Raw genomic sequence first — 13,872 nt, forward strand, 5'->3', positions numbered from 1 at the left:
GAAGAACTCATGGCAACTCGCGTCAGACAATTCGTAATTCATGGCGTTACCGAAAGCGGTAGCCGATTCCGTCCCAGCGATTGGGCAGAACGGCTCGCCGGCGTAATGGCACAGTTCCGGCCCGCCGGCTGTGCTGGTAACCACCTCACTTATTCGCCCTATGTGCTTCCCGTCGTGATCGACGGCGTGCGCGGGATCGTGGTCGATCAGCGCCTGCGCGACCTGGAACCGTTGGCCTACAAGTTTGTGGTGGACTTCGCCCGCGATAACAACCTCAAGACGGAAGAACGCGAAATCTAGCTCTCCAGAACCAAAAAGCGCCCCAACCGGGCGCTTTTCTCATTCTGGCCTTCCTGTGCGCCCCTTGGGCCGTGCGGGACGTCGTTCCGTCCCCTGAAAAAACGCCGTGTGGGTTCGGCGGCAGGCGCTTGCCTGCGGCGCGGGGTGCGCCGCGGGCAAGCGCCTGGTTTCACTTCGCGTACACCAGATCGCGCAGGCCCAGCGACAGCCCCGGCCAGTAGGTAATGACGATCAGGCAAAGGATCACGACGCCGACGAACGGCACCAGCGGCTTGATCAGCCGTTCAAGCGGCAGCTTGGCTACCGCGCAGGCCGCGAATAGGTTCACGCCGAACGGCGGGGTGATCATGCCCAGCGCCAGGTTGACCACCATGATGATGCCGAAGTGCACGGGATCGAGGCCGAACTTCAGCGCCACGGGGAGCAGCAAGGGCGCCAGCACCACGATGGACGCCGATGTCTCGATGAACATGCCGATCACGAACAGCGCGGCGTTGATGCCCATCAGGAACGAGATCTGCGTGTCGAACAGTTGCGACAGCCACACGCCCAGCGCGTCGGGAATGCCGGCGCGATTGAGCAGGAAGCTGAACACGCCGGCGTTGGCGATCACGAACATGATGACGGCGGTGGACACCACGGACTTGTGCAGTGTGTCCGACAGTTGCCGGAAGCTGAGGCGGCGGTAGATGAACTTGCCGACCACCACGGCGTACATCACGGCCACCACGGAGGCTTCCGTGGGCGTGAAGACGCCGCCGTAGATGCCGCCCAGGATGATGACGGGCATCATCAGCGCCAGCCACGCCCGCTTGAACGCGGGCCACAGCGGCAAGCGGCCTTCGCCATCGCGTTTGCCCAGGTTGTTGCGCTTGGCGTAGAGCCAGACGTAGAACATCAGCGCCACGCCGATCAGGATGCCGGGCATCACGCCGGCGATGAAGAGTTCGCCCGTGGACGTGTCGGTGGACACGGCGAACAGGATCATCGGGATCGACGGCGGGATGATCACGCCCAGTTCGGCCGCGCTGGCCTGCAATGAGGCGGCAAAAGGGGCTGGGTAACCGTGCCGGATCATGGCGGGGATCAGGATCGCGCCCACGGCGAAGGTGGTCGCCACGCTGGACCCGGCGACGGCCGCGAAGATCATGCAGGTCAGCACGCAGGTGCAGGCAAGACCGCCCTGGATGCCGCCCACCACGCTCTTGGCGAATTCCACCATGCGTTCGGAGATGCCACCGGCTTCCATGAGGTTGCCGGCCAGGATGAAAAAGGGAATGGCGACGAGCGGGTACTTGTCCAGCGCGGCGAAGAGTTGCTGCGCCACGACCAGCCAGGGCAGGCCGGATGCGCCGACTCCCGCCAGGCTGGCCAGACCGATCGACACGGCGACCGGCACCGACAGCCCGAAGAAAATCAGCATCGAGACAATCATTAATTGGGACATGGCGATATCTGCTGCTCAGGTTCTGTAGGGTTCGGCTCAGCCTTGCGCGTCGTTGCGAACGGGCACGTCGTCTTCCTCGCCGGCGCACCAGCGGGCCAGCACGGCGATGGCGGCAAGCGTTGCCCCCACGGGAATCGCCAGATAGATCCAGGAAATCGAGATGTCCAGGCTGGGCACATTCTGGAAGCGCACGCGGTAGGTCATGTTGCCGCCGATCCAGGCCAGGGATCCCAGGAAACCGGCGCAGATCAGGCCGATGATGGCCTCGAGCACGCGGCGGCGCGTGCCGCCCAGCATGTTGCGCAGCAGCTCCACGCTGATCATGGCGCCGTGGCGGAAGGCCAGGGCCACGCCCAGCAGCACGGTCCAGATCAGCAGGGCGCGGGTCAGCACTTCGCTCCAGTCGGCGGGCGAGTGCAGCACGAATCGGGCGATGACTTGATAGAAGGCGGCGGCCGCGGCGGCCACCAGCAATAATTGGGCGAGGACCGAGACCAGTTTGAACAGGCCGCGGTCGAAAGCGCAGAGCAAACGCATGGTGAATTCCGTTGGCGATAAACGCGGAAGGTTGGGCGGGCAGCGCATCGCAAGCCGCTCCCGCCCCAGGGCAAACGGCCCCGCGAGGGGGCCGTGCCTGCTTACTTGGTATCGCGGATCGAGTCGACCAGCTTCTTGTCGAACTTCTTGTAGTACTCGGGGTAGGCCGGTTCAACGGCGGCGGCAAAGGCGGCGCGGTCGACTTCCGACACTTGCATGCCTTCTTTCTTCAGCTGTTCGACGCCCGTCTTTTCGATGTTGTCCACGTAGGCGCGCATGGCCAGGGCGGATTCCTTCCCGGCCTTGTCGAAGTTGGCCTTGTCGGCGGCCGACAGGCCTTCATAGACGTTCGCCGACATCAGCACCAGCGCCGGGCCATACACGTGGCCGGTCAGCGACAGGTACTTCTGCATCTGCGACAGCTTGGCCGAGGTGATCACCGACAGGGGGTTCTCCTGGCCGTCGATGGTGCCCTGCTGCAGGGCGGTGGCCACTTCGGGCCACGCCATCGGCGTGGGCAGGATACCGATCTGGCGGAATGCGGTAATGTGGATGGGGTTTTCCGTCGTGCGGATCTTCAGGCCCTTGGCATCGGCCGGCGTCTTGACCGGGCGCACGTTGTTGGTCAGGTGGCGAAAGCCCTGTTCACCCCAGGCCAGCGCCACGATCCCGCGGCTGGGGAACTTGGCCAGCATGTCCTGGCCGATTTTGCTGTCCAGCACCGCGCGGGCGTGCTGCAGGTCGCGCAGCAGGAACGGAATGTCGAAAACGCCGGTTTCGGGAACAAAATTCAGGGTAGCCCCTGTCGAAACGATGGCCAGGTCGATGGTGCCGATCTGCAGGCCTTCGATCACTTCGCGTTCGCCGCCCAGCGCGCTGTTGGCGAACTGCTGCACCTTGAACTTGCCGTTGGACGAGGCCTCGATGGACTTGGCCATCGCGTCGGCGCCGGCGCCGTAGTGCGACGATGTCGACAGGGCGTAGGCCATCTTAAGGGTGGTCTGGGCTGCCGAGGGCAGCGATGTGGCGGCCGCGCAGGCGGCCAGAATCGTGGCCGCAAGCCAGGATTTACGCATTGTCTTCTCCGGAATTGGTTATCTTTATGGGCGACTTGGCCGCCCGCCCCGGGATGATATCGGGATTCGGACGCCCCACAGGCGCTTAGTTAACGTAGATGAATGATGGATTTCCCTGATATGTCACAGGCCAAGCGCCCCGGTTTCTGGTCCACCCTGCGCCTGGGCGCCCGGATGATGATGCGCGACGCGCGGGCCGGCGAATTGCGCCTGCTGGTGCTCGCCCTGGTTGTCGCGGTGGCCGCCGTGACCAGTGTCGGCTTCCTGGCCGACCGGGTCGGCCGCGCACTGGAGCGCGACGCCGGGCAGATGCTGGGCGGCGATCTGGTGCTGGACGCCGACGAACCCGTGCCTGCGGCGTTCAAGGAGCAGGCGCGCGAACGCGGCCTGTCCGTGTCCAGCACCTGGCAGTTCCCCTCCATGGTGGGGGCGGGGGACAGCGCACAGCTGGCCGCCCTGAAAGCGGTGGAACCTGGGTATCCGTTGCGCGGCGCCCTGCGCGTGGCGGGGGCGCCGTTCGAGCCCGACGCGCCCACGCAGGACATCCCGCCGGAAGGCGCGGTGTGGGTCGACGGCCAACTGCTGTCATTGCTGAACCTGAAGGTGGGTGACACGCTCAACGTGGGCGACGCCCACCTGCGCATCGACCGCGTCATCACCTATGAGCCGGACAAGGGCATGCAGTTCGTCAACGTTGCGCCGCGCGTGCTGCTGCGCGCCAGCGACCTGCCTGCCACCGGCCTCGTCGCGCCCGGCAGCCGCATCGGGTATGCCCTTCTGGTCGCCGGCCAACCTGACGCCGTGGCGGGGTATTCAGCCTGGCTGAATCAGAACCTCAAGCGTGGCCAGAAGGTCGCTACGCTGGAGTCGGGGCGCCCGGAAGTGCGGCGCACGCTGGATCGCGCGCAACGATTCCTGTCGCTGGTAGCGCTGTTGGCCGTGTTGATCTCGGCAGTGGCGGTGGCGCTGGCGGCGGGCCGGTACATGACGCGCCACCGCGACGGCATCGCGGTCATGCGATGCCTGGGGGCCGTGCAATCGCAGGTCGCGCGCATGCTGACGCTGGAATTCACGCTGGTGGGGCTGTTCTCGTCGGCGGCCGGGTGCCTGCTTGGTTACGCCGTCCATCAGGTGCTGGTGATGATGCTGGGCGCGCTTATCGACACGACCCTGCCTGCGCCTTCGGCCATACCGGCGTTGCAGGGCCTGCTGACGGGGCTGCTGCTCTTGCTGGGCTTTGCCTTGCCGGCGCTGGCGCAACTGCGGCACGTGCCGCCGGCCCGGGTGCTTCGGCGCGACGCGGATACGATCAGCGCGCGCAGCGCCTTCGGTTACATCCTGGGCGCCGTGGGATTCGCGCTGCTGATCTGGTGGTTCGCCGGCGACGCCAAGCTGGGGGGCGTGGTGGCGGGCGGTTTCCTTGGGGCCTTCGGCGTGTTCGCCCTGGTGGCCTGGCTGTGCATCCTGGGACTGGCGCGGGTGCGCCGGCTGGCCGCGGGATTGCCCGCGCTGCGCTTTGCGCTGGCCGGCGTGGTGCGCCGCCGGGCGGCGACCATCACCCAGGTGTGCGCGCTGGCTGTCGGCCTGATGGCGCTGCTGCTGTTGACCATGACACGGACGGATCTGATCCAGGGCTGGCAGCGCACGATGCCGCCGGATGCGCCTAACCGCTTCCTCATCAATGTGCAGCCCGACCAACGCCAGGCGGTGACGGATGCGCTGGCCCGGGAAGGCCTGGATCGCATCGTGCTGTCCCCGATGGTGCGCGGACGGCTGATCGCCGTGAACGGCAAGCCGGTGGGCCCGGACGATTACGAAGAACCGCGCGCCAAGCGCTTGGTGGACCGCGAGTTCAACCTTTCCTATGGCGACGAGATGCCATCTTCCAATCGCATCGAGCAGGGCCGTTGGCTGGCGCCGGGGTCCGCCGAGGTGTCGCTGGAGTCGGGGCTTGCGAAGTCCCTGCGCATCGGACTGGGCGACAAGATGACCTTCGACGTGGCCGGGCAGCAGGTCGAAGTGGCCGTGTCGAGCATCCGCCGGGTGGATTGGGATACGATGCGCGTCAATTTTTTCGCCATCCTGACGCCCGCGGCGCTGGCCGACATGCCCCAAAGCTGGATCACTTCCTTCTACCTGCCTCCGGAAAAAGCGGCGGTGCTGCCCGCCCTGGTGCGGGAGTTCCCGAACCTGACGGTGTTCGACGTGGGGGCCATCCTGCAGCAATTGCAGTCCGTGCTGAATGAAGTGGGCAGGGCGGTGCAGCTGCTGTTCCTCTTCACGCTGGCCGCCGGCGTGCTGGTGCTGTCGGCGGCGCTTACCGCCACCCGCGACGAGCGCATGCGCGAGGCCGCGGTGCTGCGCGCGCTGGGCGCCACGCGAAGCCAACTGGCCCGGTCGCAGCGCATCGAACTTTGGGCGGTGGGCGGACTGGCGGGCCTGCTGGCCGCGGCCGGCGCCACCGCGATCGCTTGGGTCTTGTCAACCCAGGTTTTCGACTTCGCCATTACTCTCAGCCTTTGGCCATGGCTGGCGGGCATCGGCACCGGCATGCTGGGCGCCTGGGCCGGCGGGGCGCTCGCCCTGCGCGGTGTCCTGCGCACGCCTCCCCTGGTCACCCTCCGAGAAACCTGATGACGTCCCGCGTCCACACTATCAAAGAACCCGTGGAAAACACCCGCACCATGTTTGATCTCCTTGGCGGCGAAGCCGGCGTGCGCGCCCTCGTCGACCGTTTCTATGACCTGATGGACATGGAGCCCGACCTCAAGGAGTTGCGCGCCGCCCACGGGCCCAGCCTGGACGAGGCGCGCGACAAGCTGTTCTGGTTCCTGTGCGGGTACTTCGGCGGTCCGGATCACTATATAGAGCGCTTCGGGCATCCGCGCCTGCGCGCCCGCCACCTCCCGTTCTCCATCGGCGAGGTCGAGCGCGACCAATGGGTGACATGCATCGGACGCGCAATGGAAGACGAGGGCATCGAGCCCGCGCTCGTCGAGCGCCTGCTTGAATCCTTCTACGGCGTGGCCGACTGGATGCGCAACCGTGAAGGGTGACGATCGGTCCGGCGCACGGCGCACATCCTGGAGCGGTCCGCTGGCGGGCGCCATGCTCAGCGACGCCGGCCGGCTGGCCGAGGCGGGGCCTGAAGTCTTCAATCCCGCGCATTATGGCGAGCAGGCCCGGCCGGTGGACGCCGGCGGGCGCCAGGCCGCCTGGTTCGTCCAGGGGCAGGGATGGCAGGGCGTGTTGCGACGCTATCGCCGCGGCGGCATGGTCGCCCGCGTGAGCCGCGACGCCTATCTCTGGAACGGCGAGGACCGCACCCGCAGCTTCCGCGAGTACCGGTTGCTGGCGGCCATGCGCGCGCAAGGGCTGCCGGTGCCCGCGCCGCTCGCCGCCGCCTATTGGCGGCAAGGGCCGATCTACCGGGCCGCCATCGTGGTCGAGCGCATACCCGGCGTGCGCCCTTTGGCGCAGGCGCTGGGCGAACCTGTCTGGCAAGCGGTGGCCGACGCCATCGTGCGCATGCACCGGGCGGGCGTCTGGCACGCCGACCTGAACGCATTCAACATCCTGATCGGCAGCGACGCCCGCGTCTGGCTCATCGACTTCGACCGCGGAACCCAGGGCGCCTTGTCCGAACGGCAGCGCCAGGCCAATCTCGAGCGGCTGCGCCGTTCGCTGCGCAAGGTGGCCGGCGACGACGGGGAGCGCTTCTGGCTGCGACTGCGCGACAGTTATTGGTCGGCCTGGGGCGTTGGAATCCAGCCTTGATTGCGGTCACGGCTGCGGGTGGCCGCCAGCGGCCAATTGCGCCAATTACCCCCCAAAGTTGGGCAGGTCATCGCTAAAAAGCTTTATCATTTCGCCTTTTGGTACTCCTGTCACATTCGGCATAGAGCTAGGGGGCTGGTAATAATGGAACTAAAGGCGGGAATGCGCTGGGCGCTCGGAGCGGTGCTGGTTGCTGCGGCTACATCCGCGGCGGTGGCGCAGAACAAGGTCGTCAACGTCTACAACTGGGCCGAATACACGGCTCCCGACACGATTCCGGGTTTCGAAAAGGAAACCGGCATCAAGGTCCGCTATGACGTGTACGACAGCAACGACGCATTGCAGGCCAAGCTGCTGGCCGGCAAGTCGGGCTATGACGTCGTTGTCCCGTCCACCCATTACGCGTCGCGCCAGATCGAAGCCGGCCTGTTCCAGAAGCTGGACAAGTCCAAGATCCCCAACTGGAAGTACCTGGACCCCGAAGTCATGGCGCTGGTCGCCACGGTCGATCCCGGCAACGAACACGCCATCCCCTGGGGCTACGGCACCAACGGCCTGGGCTACAACGTCACCAAGGTCAAGCAGATCATGGGCGACGGCGTCGACCTGGCCAGCTGGGACATGATCTTCAAGCCCGAGAACGCCGCCAAGCTCAAGGAATGCGGCATCTCCATGCTGGACGAAGCCGCCCAGGTTTTCCCCGCCGTCCTCAAATACCTGGGCAAGGATCCCAACAGCACCAACGCCGCCGACTACCAGGCCGCCATGGAAGTGCTGAAGCAGATCCGCCCGTACATCCGCCAATTCAGCTCGTCGGGCTATATCGACGAACTGGCCGTCGGCGACTTGTGCATGGTCTACGGCTTCTCCGGCGACGTCATGATCGCGCGCAAGCGCGCGCAGGACGCCAAGAAGCCCTACGAGGTGAACTACTTCATTCCGAAGGGCGGCGCCCCGGCGTGGTTCGACCTGATGGTCATCCCGAAGGATGCGCCGCACCCCGAAGAGGCGCTCGCGTTCATCAACTACATCGAAACGCCGAAGGTCCATGCGGCCATCACCAACACCATGTTCTACCCCAACGCCAACAAAGAGGCGCGGCAGTTCGTGAACAAGGACGTGGCTGAAAATCCCATGATCTACCCGTCGGCCGAGGTCTCCAAGACCCTGTACGTGATCAAGGCGCTGCCCTTGAATATTTCACGGCTGCAGAACAAGTTGTGGTCCGAGCTGAAGTTGGGAAAATAGTCATCATGAACGATAGCCGTTACTCGGCGCAGCATTCGGCGGACCCGGACGAGTTCGTCCGGGTCTCCGATGTAGTAAAGATTTTTGGCGACGTGGTCGCCGTGCGTTCCGTCAACCTGTCCGTCAAGCGCAACGAAATCTTCGCGCTGCTGGGCAGCTCCGGCAGCGGCAAGTCCACCTTGCTGCGCATGCTGGCCGGCTTCGAAGAGGCCACCTCGGGCCAGATCCTGCTGGACGGCGAAGACATCACCAGCGTGCCGCCGTACCGGCGTCCCGTGAACATGATGTTCCAGTCGTACGCGCTGTTTCCGCACATGACGGTCGAGGCCAACGTCGCCTTCGGCCTGAAGCAGGAAGGCGTGGACCGCGCCGAAATCCACGACCGCGTGTTCGAAGCCCTGGACCTGGTGCAGATGGCGGGCTATTCGCGCCGCAAACCCAACCAGTTGTCGGGCGGCCAGCAGCAGCGCGTGGCGCTGGCGCGCAGCCTGGTCAAGCGTCCCAAGCTGCTCTTGCTGGACGAACCGATGTCCGCGCTGGACAAGCAGATCCGCCAGAAGACGCAGATCGAACTCGTGAAGATCCTGGAGCAGGTCGGCGTGACCTGCATCATGGTCACCCACGACCAGGAAGAGGCCATGACCATGGCCCACCGCCTGGCCGTCATGACCGAAGGCCAGATCGTCCAGTGCGGCACGCCGCAGGACGTCTACGCCTTTCCCAATTCGCGGTTTGTCGCCAGCTTCATCGGGTCGACCAACATGTTCACCGGCACGATCGTGGTGGACGAGCCCGATCACGTGGCCATTGAATGCGCTGAACTCTCGCGTCCGCTTTTCGTGAACCACGGTGTGAGCGAACCCCTGGGCATGGAAGTCCACGTGTCCATCCGGCCCGAACGCCTGCTCGTGTCGCGCGAGCAACCCGAAGGCGAATACAACTGGGCGCACGGCATGGTCAGCCACATGGCCTGGATGGGCAGCTACGCCCTGTACCAGATCCGCCTGGATTCCGGCAAGACGGTCGAGGCCAGCGTGCCCAGCCGGCTGCTGGCCCAGATGGACGCGCCGGGCATCGACGAAGAAATCTTCGTAAGCTGGGACGCCGACAGCGCGACGGTGCTTGCGTCATGATCCGCTTTTCGCCTCGTGACTGGCTCCCGTCGGGCCGGACCCTGGCGGTGGTCCCGCCGTTTGCATGGCTGGTGCTGTTTCTGCTGGTGCCCTTCCTGCTGGTGCTGAAGATCAGCTTTGCCGAAATGAAATTCGGCATTCCGCCGTATACGTCGCTGGCGCAGTTCCAGGACGAGGCGATCCAGTTCAGCCTGCACCTGCGCGGCTACATCCTGCTGTTCACGGAAAACCAGTATTTCCTGACCTACCTCAGCTCGGTGAAGATCGCCGGCATCACCACGCTGGTCTGCGTGCTGATCGGCTATCCCATCGCGTACTACATCGCCCGGTCGTCGACGCAGGTGCGCAACCTGTTGCTGCTGGCGGTGATCCTGCCGTTCTGGACCTCGCTGCTGCTGCGCGTGTATGCCTGGGTGGGCATCCTGCGCAACGACGGGCTGTTGAACAATCTGCTGCAGGGCCTGGGCCTGATATCCAGTCCGCTTGAAATCTACCGCACCGACCTGGCCGTCTACATCGGCATGGTCTATGCCTACCTGCCTTTCTTCATCCTGCCGCTGTACGCCACGTTGGTGAAGATGGACCTGCGCCTTTTGGAAGCCGCCTACGACCTGGGCGCCAAGCCGTGGCAGGCGTTCTGGCAGATCACCGTGCCGATGTCGCGCCAGGGCGTGATCGCCGGCGCCATGCTGGTGTTCATTCCGGCCGTGGGTGAATACGTGATTCCGGAAATGCTGGGCGGGGCTAACACGCTGATGATCGGCCGCGTCATGTGGAATGAATTCTTCAACAATGCCGACTGGCCGATGGCCTCGGCCGTGACGTGCGTCATGGTGCTGCTCCTGCTGGTGCCGCTGGTGTACTTCCAGTACAGCCAGGTCAAGCAGAACCAGGCCGGAGGCCGCAAATGAACGGCCCGAACAAGACACTGCGCGCCCTGGTGCTGGGGCTGGGCTATTTCTTCCTGTACGTGCCCATCCTCAGCCTGATGGTGTTCTCGTTCAACGAGTCGCCGTCCGTCACGTCCTGGACCGGGTTCTCGTTCCGCTGGTATCACTCGCTAGTCAATGACGACGCGCTGCTGCGCGCAGCCTGGTTGTCGTTCCGAATCGCCGTGCTCACCGCCACTGCGGCCGTCATCATCGGCACGTGGGCGGGCTATGTCCTGGGTCGCATGGGGCGTTTCCGCGGCTTTGCGCTGTACGTGGGCATGCTCAGCGCGCCGCTGGTGATCCCCGAGGTCGTGCTGGGCATCTCGCTGCTGTTGATGTTCGTGGAAGTGCGCGGCACGCTGGGCTGGCCCGAGCAGAACGGCATGTTCACGATCTGGGTGGGGCACGTGACGCTGTGCATGGCGTTCGTCGCCGTCGTCATCCAGACTCGTATCCGCGACCTGGACCGTTCGCTGGAAGAGGCCGCGCTGGACCTGGGCGCCACGCCCTTCACCGTGTTCTTCAAGATCACGCTGCCGCTTATCGCGCCGGCGCTGGCGTCGGCCTGGCTGCTGGCCTTTACGCTGTCGCTGGACGACGTGGTCATCGCGTCGTTCCTGTCCGGCCCCGGCTCCAGCACGCTTCCCATGGAGGTTTTCTCCCGGGTGCGCCTGGGCCTCAAGCCTGAGATCAACGCGCTTGCCACTCTGTTCATCCTGGCGGTGGGCACGTGCGTGATCCTCGCCAACCGCATGCAATGGCGCAAGGAGCCCGAATCCAAATGAAGCAAACCACTCTGTACGGCCTGACCAAATGCAGCACCTGCGTCAAGGCGCGCGACTGGCTGACCGAACACGGCGTCGATCACACTTTCGTGGACTACCGCGACAATCCCGTTCCCGCTGCGACGCTGAAGTCGTGGGCCGGCCAGCTCGGCGGCTGGGAAAAGCTGGTGAACCGCGCCTCCATGACGTGGCGCAATCTGCCCGAAGACCGCAAGACTGCCGACACCGACGCCCAATGGAGCACGCTGATCGCCGAATATCCGGCGCTGGTGCGCCGCCCGGTCACGGTGACGCCCGACGGCGAGGTGAGCGTTGGTTTCAGCGAAAAGCGCTACGGCGAACGTTTCGCCTGAGTCCCGCGGACAGGCCGGCCGGGCGTTGCCCGATGCCTTCTTCGACCGCGACGCGGCCCAACTGGCGCGTGAGCTGCCCGGTAAGGTGATCCGGCACCGGGTGGGCGGGCTGTGGCTGTCGGCGCGCATCATCGAGACCGAAGCCTACTACCTTGAAGAGCGGGGCAGCCACGCCTCGCTGGGCTACACCCACAAACGCCGCGCACTGTTCCTGGATGGCGGCACGATCTACATGTATTACGCCCGGGGCGGCGACTCGCTGAATTTCAGCGCGGGCGGCCCGGGCAACGCGGTGCTGATCAAATCCGCGTATCCGTGGACGGATGCGTTGTCGGGCCCCGATGCCCTGGCCCGCATGCAGGCGCTGAATCCGGATTCGCAGGGGCAGCCGCGTTCGCTGGGCGGGCTGTGCGCGGGCCAGACGCTGCTGTGCCGGGCGCTGGGCCTGAAAGTGCCCGATTGGGACGCCCGCCGCTTCGATCCCGCGGCGCTGTATGTCGAAGACGTCGGCGAAACGCCGCCATACCTTATCTGCACCACTCGCCTGGGCATTCCGGCGGGGCGAGACGAACACCTCAGCTACCGCTTCGTGGACCCGGCCTATGCCGCGTTCTGCACGCGCAACCCCTTGCGGCGCGGGCAGCGCGCCGGCCATGACTATGTGTGGGTGGACCGGCAGGGCATCATCCTGCCCGAGGCGCCGGCGGGCGGCTAGACGCCGGCTTCGCGGACCGGCCTCCTTGCCGGGGATTCCCGCAGTTCGACGCGACCTACAATTCGCGCTTTGGAGATGCCACTTTTGAACGATATTCTGCTTTGGGTTGCCGCCGGCGGCGCTGTGCTGGCCTGTCTGGCGGCGCTGCTGGCCTGGCTGCGCCCGTCCTCGTCCGATGCCCGCCTGGATGCCTTGCTGGAAAGCCTGGAACGAACCGAACGCGCGCTGCGCGCCGATATCGCGGAAGGCCAGCGCGGCTTGCGCAGCGAATTCTCGGAATCCACGCGTGCGTTGCGGGTGGAACTGTCGCAATCGCACGGCGACCTGCGCGCCGGCCTGTCCCGCGATGCGCAGGCGGCCCGGGCGGAGTCGGCGGAATCGCTGGCGCGCTTTGCGACGGGGTTTTCGGAGCAGCTGCAAGGCCTCATCCAGATCAACGAGCGGCGCCTGATGGAAGTGCGCGCCACGGTGGACCAGCGGTTGCAGTCGCTGCAATTGGACAACAGCGCAAAGCTCGATGAGATGCGGCGGACCGTGGACGAAAAGCTCCACGCAACACTGGAACAGCGCCTGGGCGAATCCTTCAAGCTGGTGTCGGACCGCCTGGAGGCCGTGCACAAGGGCCTGGGCGAAATGCAGGCGCTGGCGGCGGGCGTGGGCGATCTGAAACGCGTGCTGACCAACGTGAAGTCCCGCGGCACGTGGGGCGAAGTGCAACTGGCCCGGCTGATCGAAGACAACATGACGCCAGACCAGTACGCCAGCAACGTGAAGCCCGTGCCGGGCAGCGACGCCGCGGTGGAATTCGCCATCCGCCTGCCGGGACGCGGCGATGGCGGGGCTCCCGTCTGGCTGCCGATCGACGCCAAATTCCCCAAGGAAGAATACGAGCGCCTCATGGACGCGCAGGAAGCGGCGGACGCCGAAGGCGTGAAGGCGGCGGGGGCGGCGTTGGCGAAAGCGGTCGAGGTGCAGGCGCGGCTGATCGCCAGCAAGTACATCGCACCGCCGCACACGACCGATTTCGCCATCATGTTCCTGCCCACGGAAAGCCTGTACGCCGAGGTGCTTCGGCGGCCTGGCCTGCTGGACAAACTGCATGAGCTGCGCGTCAACGTCGCGGGCCCCAGCAATCTGGCGGCGCTGCTGAACAGCCTGCAAATGGGGTTCCGCACGCTGGCCATCGAGCAGCGGTCTTCCGAGGTGTGGCAGGTGCTGCGCGCGGTCAAGACCGAGTTCGGCAAATTCGGCGAAGCCCTGGCCAGCGTCAAGAAGACCCTGGACACGGCCAGCAACAAGATCGGCCAGACCGAGGTGCGCACCCGCGCCATGCTCAGGAACCTGAAAAGCGTGGAGGCGCTGCCCGAGGCGGACGCCCTGCGCCTGCTGGGCGGAACCGAAGGGGAGGATCTGGCGGCGGGCGACCCCGCGGCGGGCGATCCGGCGGCGGGCGATCTGGCGGCAGGCGATCCGACGACCGGCGAGCCTGCTGCCGGCGCTTCCACGGCAACCTCGTCGGCCCGATTCGACACTTAGGTCGCCAAGGGCAGCGGGTCGCCGGACAAGCCC

The 13,872-nt window shown here is 65.7% G+C and carries 14 protein-coding genes; 11 read left to right on the top strand and 3 right to left on the bottom strand.

Features of this window, described 5'->3' with window-relative positions; genetic code table 11:
- The first annotated feature begins 9 nt into the window (after positions 1–9).
- Positions 10–300 (top strand): DUF3579 domain-containing protein, encoded by a 291-nt coding sequence (locus RT614_RS27200; RefSeq protein WP_129246681.1) that lies wholly within the window; start codon positions 10–12, stop codon positions 298–300.
- 169 nt (positions 301–469) lie between these two features.
- Here the strand turns inward: RT614_RS27200 and RT614_RS27205 are convergent, their stop codons facing one another.
- From RT614_RS27205 to RT614_RS27215, 3 genes are all read right to left on the bottom strand, one after another.
- Positions 470–1,747, bottom strand: coding sequence for a TRAP transporter large permease (locus tag RT614_RS27205; protein ID WP_313625507.1), 1,278 nt, complete (start codon positions 1,745–1,747; stop codon positions 470–472).
- A 36-nt stretch (positions 1,748–1,783) separates the two neighbouring features.
- On the bottom strand, positions 1,784–2,284 hold the full coding sequence (locus RT614_RS27210) for a TRAP transporter small permease (protein ID WP_313625509.1): 501 nt from the start codon (positions 2,282–2,284) through the stop codon (positions 1,784–1,786).
- A gap of 101 nt (positions 2,285–2,385) precedes the next feature.
- Positions 2,386–3,360, bottom strand: coding sequence for a TRAP transporter substrate-binding protein (locus RT614_RS27215; RefSeq protein WP_313625511.1), 975 nt, complete (start codon positions 3,358–3,360; stop codon positions 2,386–2,388).
- Between the two features lie 102 nt (positions 3,361–3,462).
- On the opposite strand from RT614_RS27215, the gene RT614_RS27220 reads away from it, so the two are divergent.
- From RT614_RS27220 to rmuC, 10 genes are all read left to right on the top strand, one after another.
- Positions 3,463–5,994 carry an ABC transporter permease gene (locus RT614_RS27220; RefSeq protein ID WP_313625512.1) on the top strand — a complete coding sequence of 844 codons (2,532 nt, stop codon included), beginning with the start codon at positions 3,463–3,465 and terminating at the stop codon, positions 5,992–5,994.
- A complete protein-coding gene (locus RT614_RS27225) occupies positions 5,994–6,416 on the top strand; it encodes a group II truncated hemoglobin (RefSeq protein WP_313625513.1) in 423 nt (140 codons plus the stop codon). The genes RT614_RS27220 and RT614_RS27225 overlap by 1 nt, the downstream gene beginning before the upstream one ends.
- Entirely contained in the window at positions 6,406–7,137 is a 732-nt protein-coding gene (locus RT614_RS27230; RefSeq protein ID WP_313625514.1) for a 3-deoxy-D-manno-octulosonic acid kinase, read from the top strand. The genes RT614_RS27225 and RT614_RS27230 overlap by 11 nt, the downstream gene beginning before the upstream one ends.
- 144 nt (positions 7,138–7,281) lie before the next feature.
- Positions 7,282–8,385: a polyamine ABC transporter substrate-binding protein gene (locus RT614_RS27235; RefSeq protein WP_313625516.1), complete on the top strand. Its 1,104-nt coding sequence runs from the start codon at positions 7,282–7,284 to the stop codon at positions 8,383–8,385.
- 5 nt (positions 8,386–8,390) lie between these two features.
- On the top strand, positions 8,391–9,518 hold the full coding sequence (locus RT614_RS27240) for an ABC transporter ATP-binding protein (protein ID WP_313625517.1): 1,128 nt from the start codon (positions 8,391–8,393) through the stop codon (positions 9,516–9,518).
- Entirely contained in the window at positions 9,515–10,429 is a 915-nt protein-coding gene (locus RT614_RS27245) for an ABC transporter permease subunit (RefSeq protein WP_313625518.1), read from the top strand. The genes RT614_RS27240 and RT614_RS27245 overlap by 4 nt, the downstream gene beginning before the upstream one ends.
- Entirely contained in the window at positions 10,426–11,235 is an 810-nt protein-coding gene (locus tag RT614_RS27250; RefSeq protein ID WP_313625520.1) for an ABC transporter permease subunit, read from the top strand. Before RT614_RS27245 ends, RT614_RS27250 begins: the two co-directional genes overlap by 4 nt.
- Positions 11,232–11,588 (top strand): Spx/MgsR family RNA polymerase-binding regulatory protein, encoded by a 357-nt coding sequence (locus RT614_RS27255; RefSeq protein ID WP_313625521.1) that lies wholly within the window; start codon positions 11,232–11,234, stop codon positions 11,586–11,588. The genes RT614_RS27250 and RT614_RS27255 overlap by 4 nt, the downstream gene beginning before the upstream one ends.
- On the top strand, positions 11,548–12,303 hold the full coding sequence (locus tag RT614_RS27260; RefSeq protein WP_313625522.1) for a DNA-3-methyladenine glycosylase: 756 nt from the start codon (positions 11,548–11,550) through the stop codon (positions 12,301–12,303). Before RT614_RS27255 ends, RT614_RS27260 begins: the two co-directional genes overlap by 41 nt.
- 75 nt (positions 12,304–12,378) lie before the next feature.
- Positions 12,379–13,839, top strand: a complete 1,461-nt coding sequence (rmuC, locus tag RT614_RS27265) for a DNA recombination protein RmuC (protein ID WP_313625523.1) — start codon at positions 12,379–12,381, stop codon at positions 13,837–13,839.
- The last annotated feature ends 33 nt before the right edge of the window (positions 13,840–13,872 follow it).

Origin of the sequence: Achromobacter sp., assembly GCF_032102605.1 — a bacterium.
In the GTDB taxonomy this organism is placed as follows: domain Bacteria; phylum Pseudomonadota; class Gammaproteobacteria; order Burkholderiales; family Burkholderiaceae_B; genus Achromobacter.

Coding starts and splice junctions, on each gene's coding strand:
- RT614_RS27215 (WP_313625511.1), bottom strand. CDS start 3,360: ATGCGTAAATCCTGGCTTGCGGCCACGATTCTGGCCGCCTGCGCGGCC.
- RT614_RS27210 (WP_313625509.1), bottom strand. CDS start 2,284: ATGCGTTTGCTCTGCGCTTTCGACCGCGGCCTGTTCAAACTGGTCTCG.
- RT614_RS27200 (WP_129246681.1), top strand. CDS start 10: ATGGCAACTCGCGTCAGACAATTCGTAATTCATGGCGTTACCGAAAGC.
- RT614_RS27240 (WP_313625517.1), top strand. CDS start 8,391: ATGAACGATAGCCGTTACTCGGCGCAGCATTCGGCGGACCCGGACGAG.
- RT614_RS27245 (WP_313625518.1), top strand. CDS start 9,515: ATGATCCGCTTTTCGCCTCGTGACTGGCTCCCGTCGGGCCGGACCCTG.
- RT614_RS27225 (WP_313625513.1), top strand. CDS start 5,994: ATGACGTCCCGCGTCCACACTATCAAAGAACCCGTGGAAAACACCCGC.
- RT614_RS27255 (WP_313625521.1), top strand. CDS start 11,232: ATGAAGCAAACCACTCTGTACGGCCTGACCAAATGCAGCACCTGCGTC.
- RT614_RS27250 (WP_313625520.1), top strand. CDS start 10,426: ATGAACGGCCCGAACAAGACACTGCGCGCCCTGGTGCTGGGGCTGGGC.
- rmuC (WP_313625523.1), top strand. CDS start 12,379: ATGCCACTTTTGAACGATATTCTGCTTTGGGTTGCCGCCGGCGGCGCT.
- RT614_RS27235 (WP_313625516.1), top strand. CDS start 7,282: ATGGAACTAAAGGCGGGAATGCGCTGGGCGCTCGGAGCGGTGCTGGTT.
- RT614_RS27205 (WP_313625507.1), bottom strand. CDS start 1,747: ATGTCCCAATTAATGATTGTCTCGATGCTGATTTTCTTCGGGCTGTCG.
- RT614_RS27220 (WP_313625512.1), top strand. CDS start 3,463: ATGATGGATTTCCCTGATATGTCACAGGCCAAGCGCCCCGGTTTCTGG.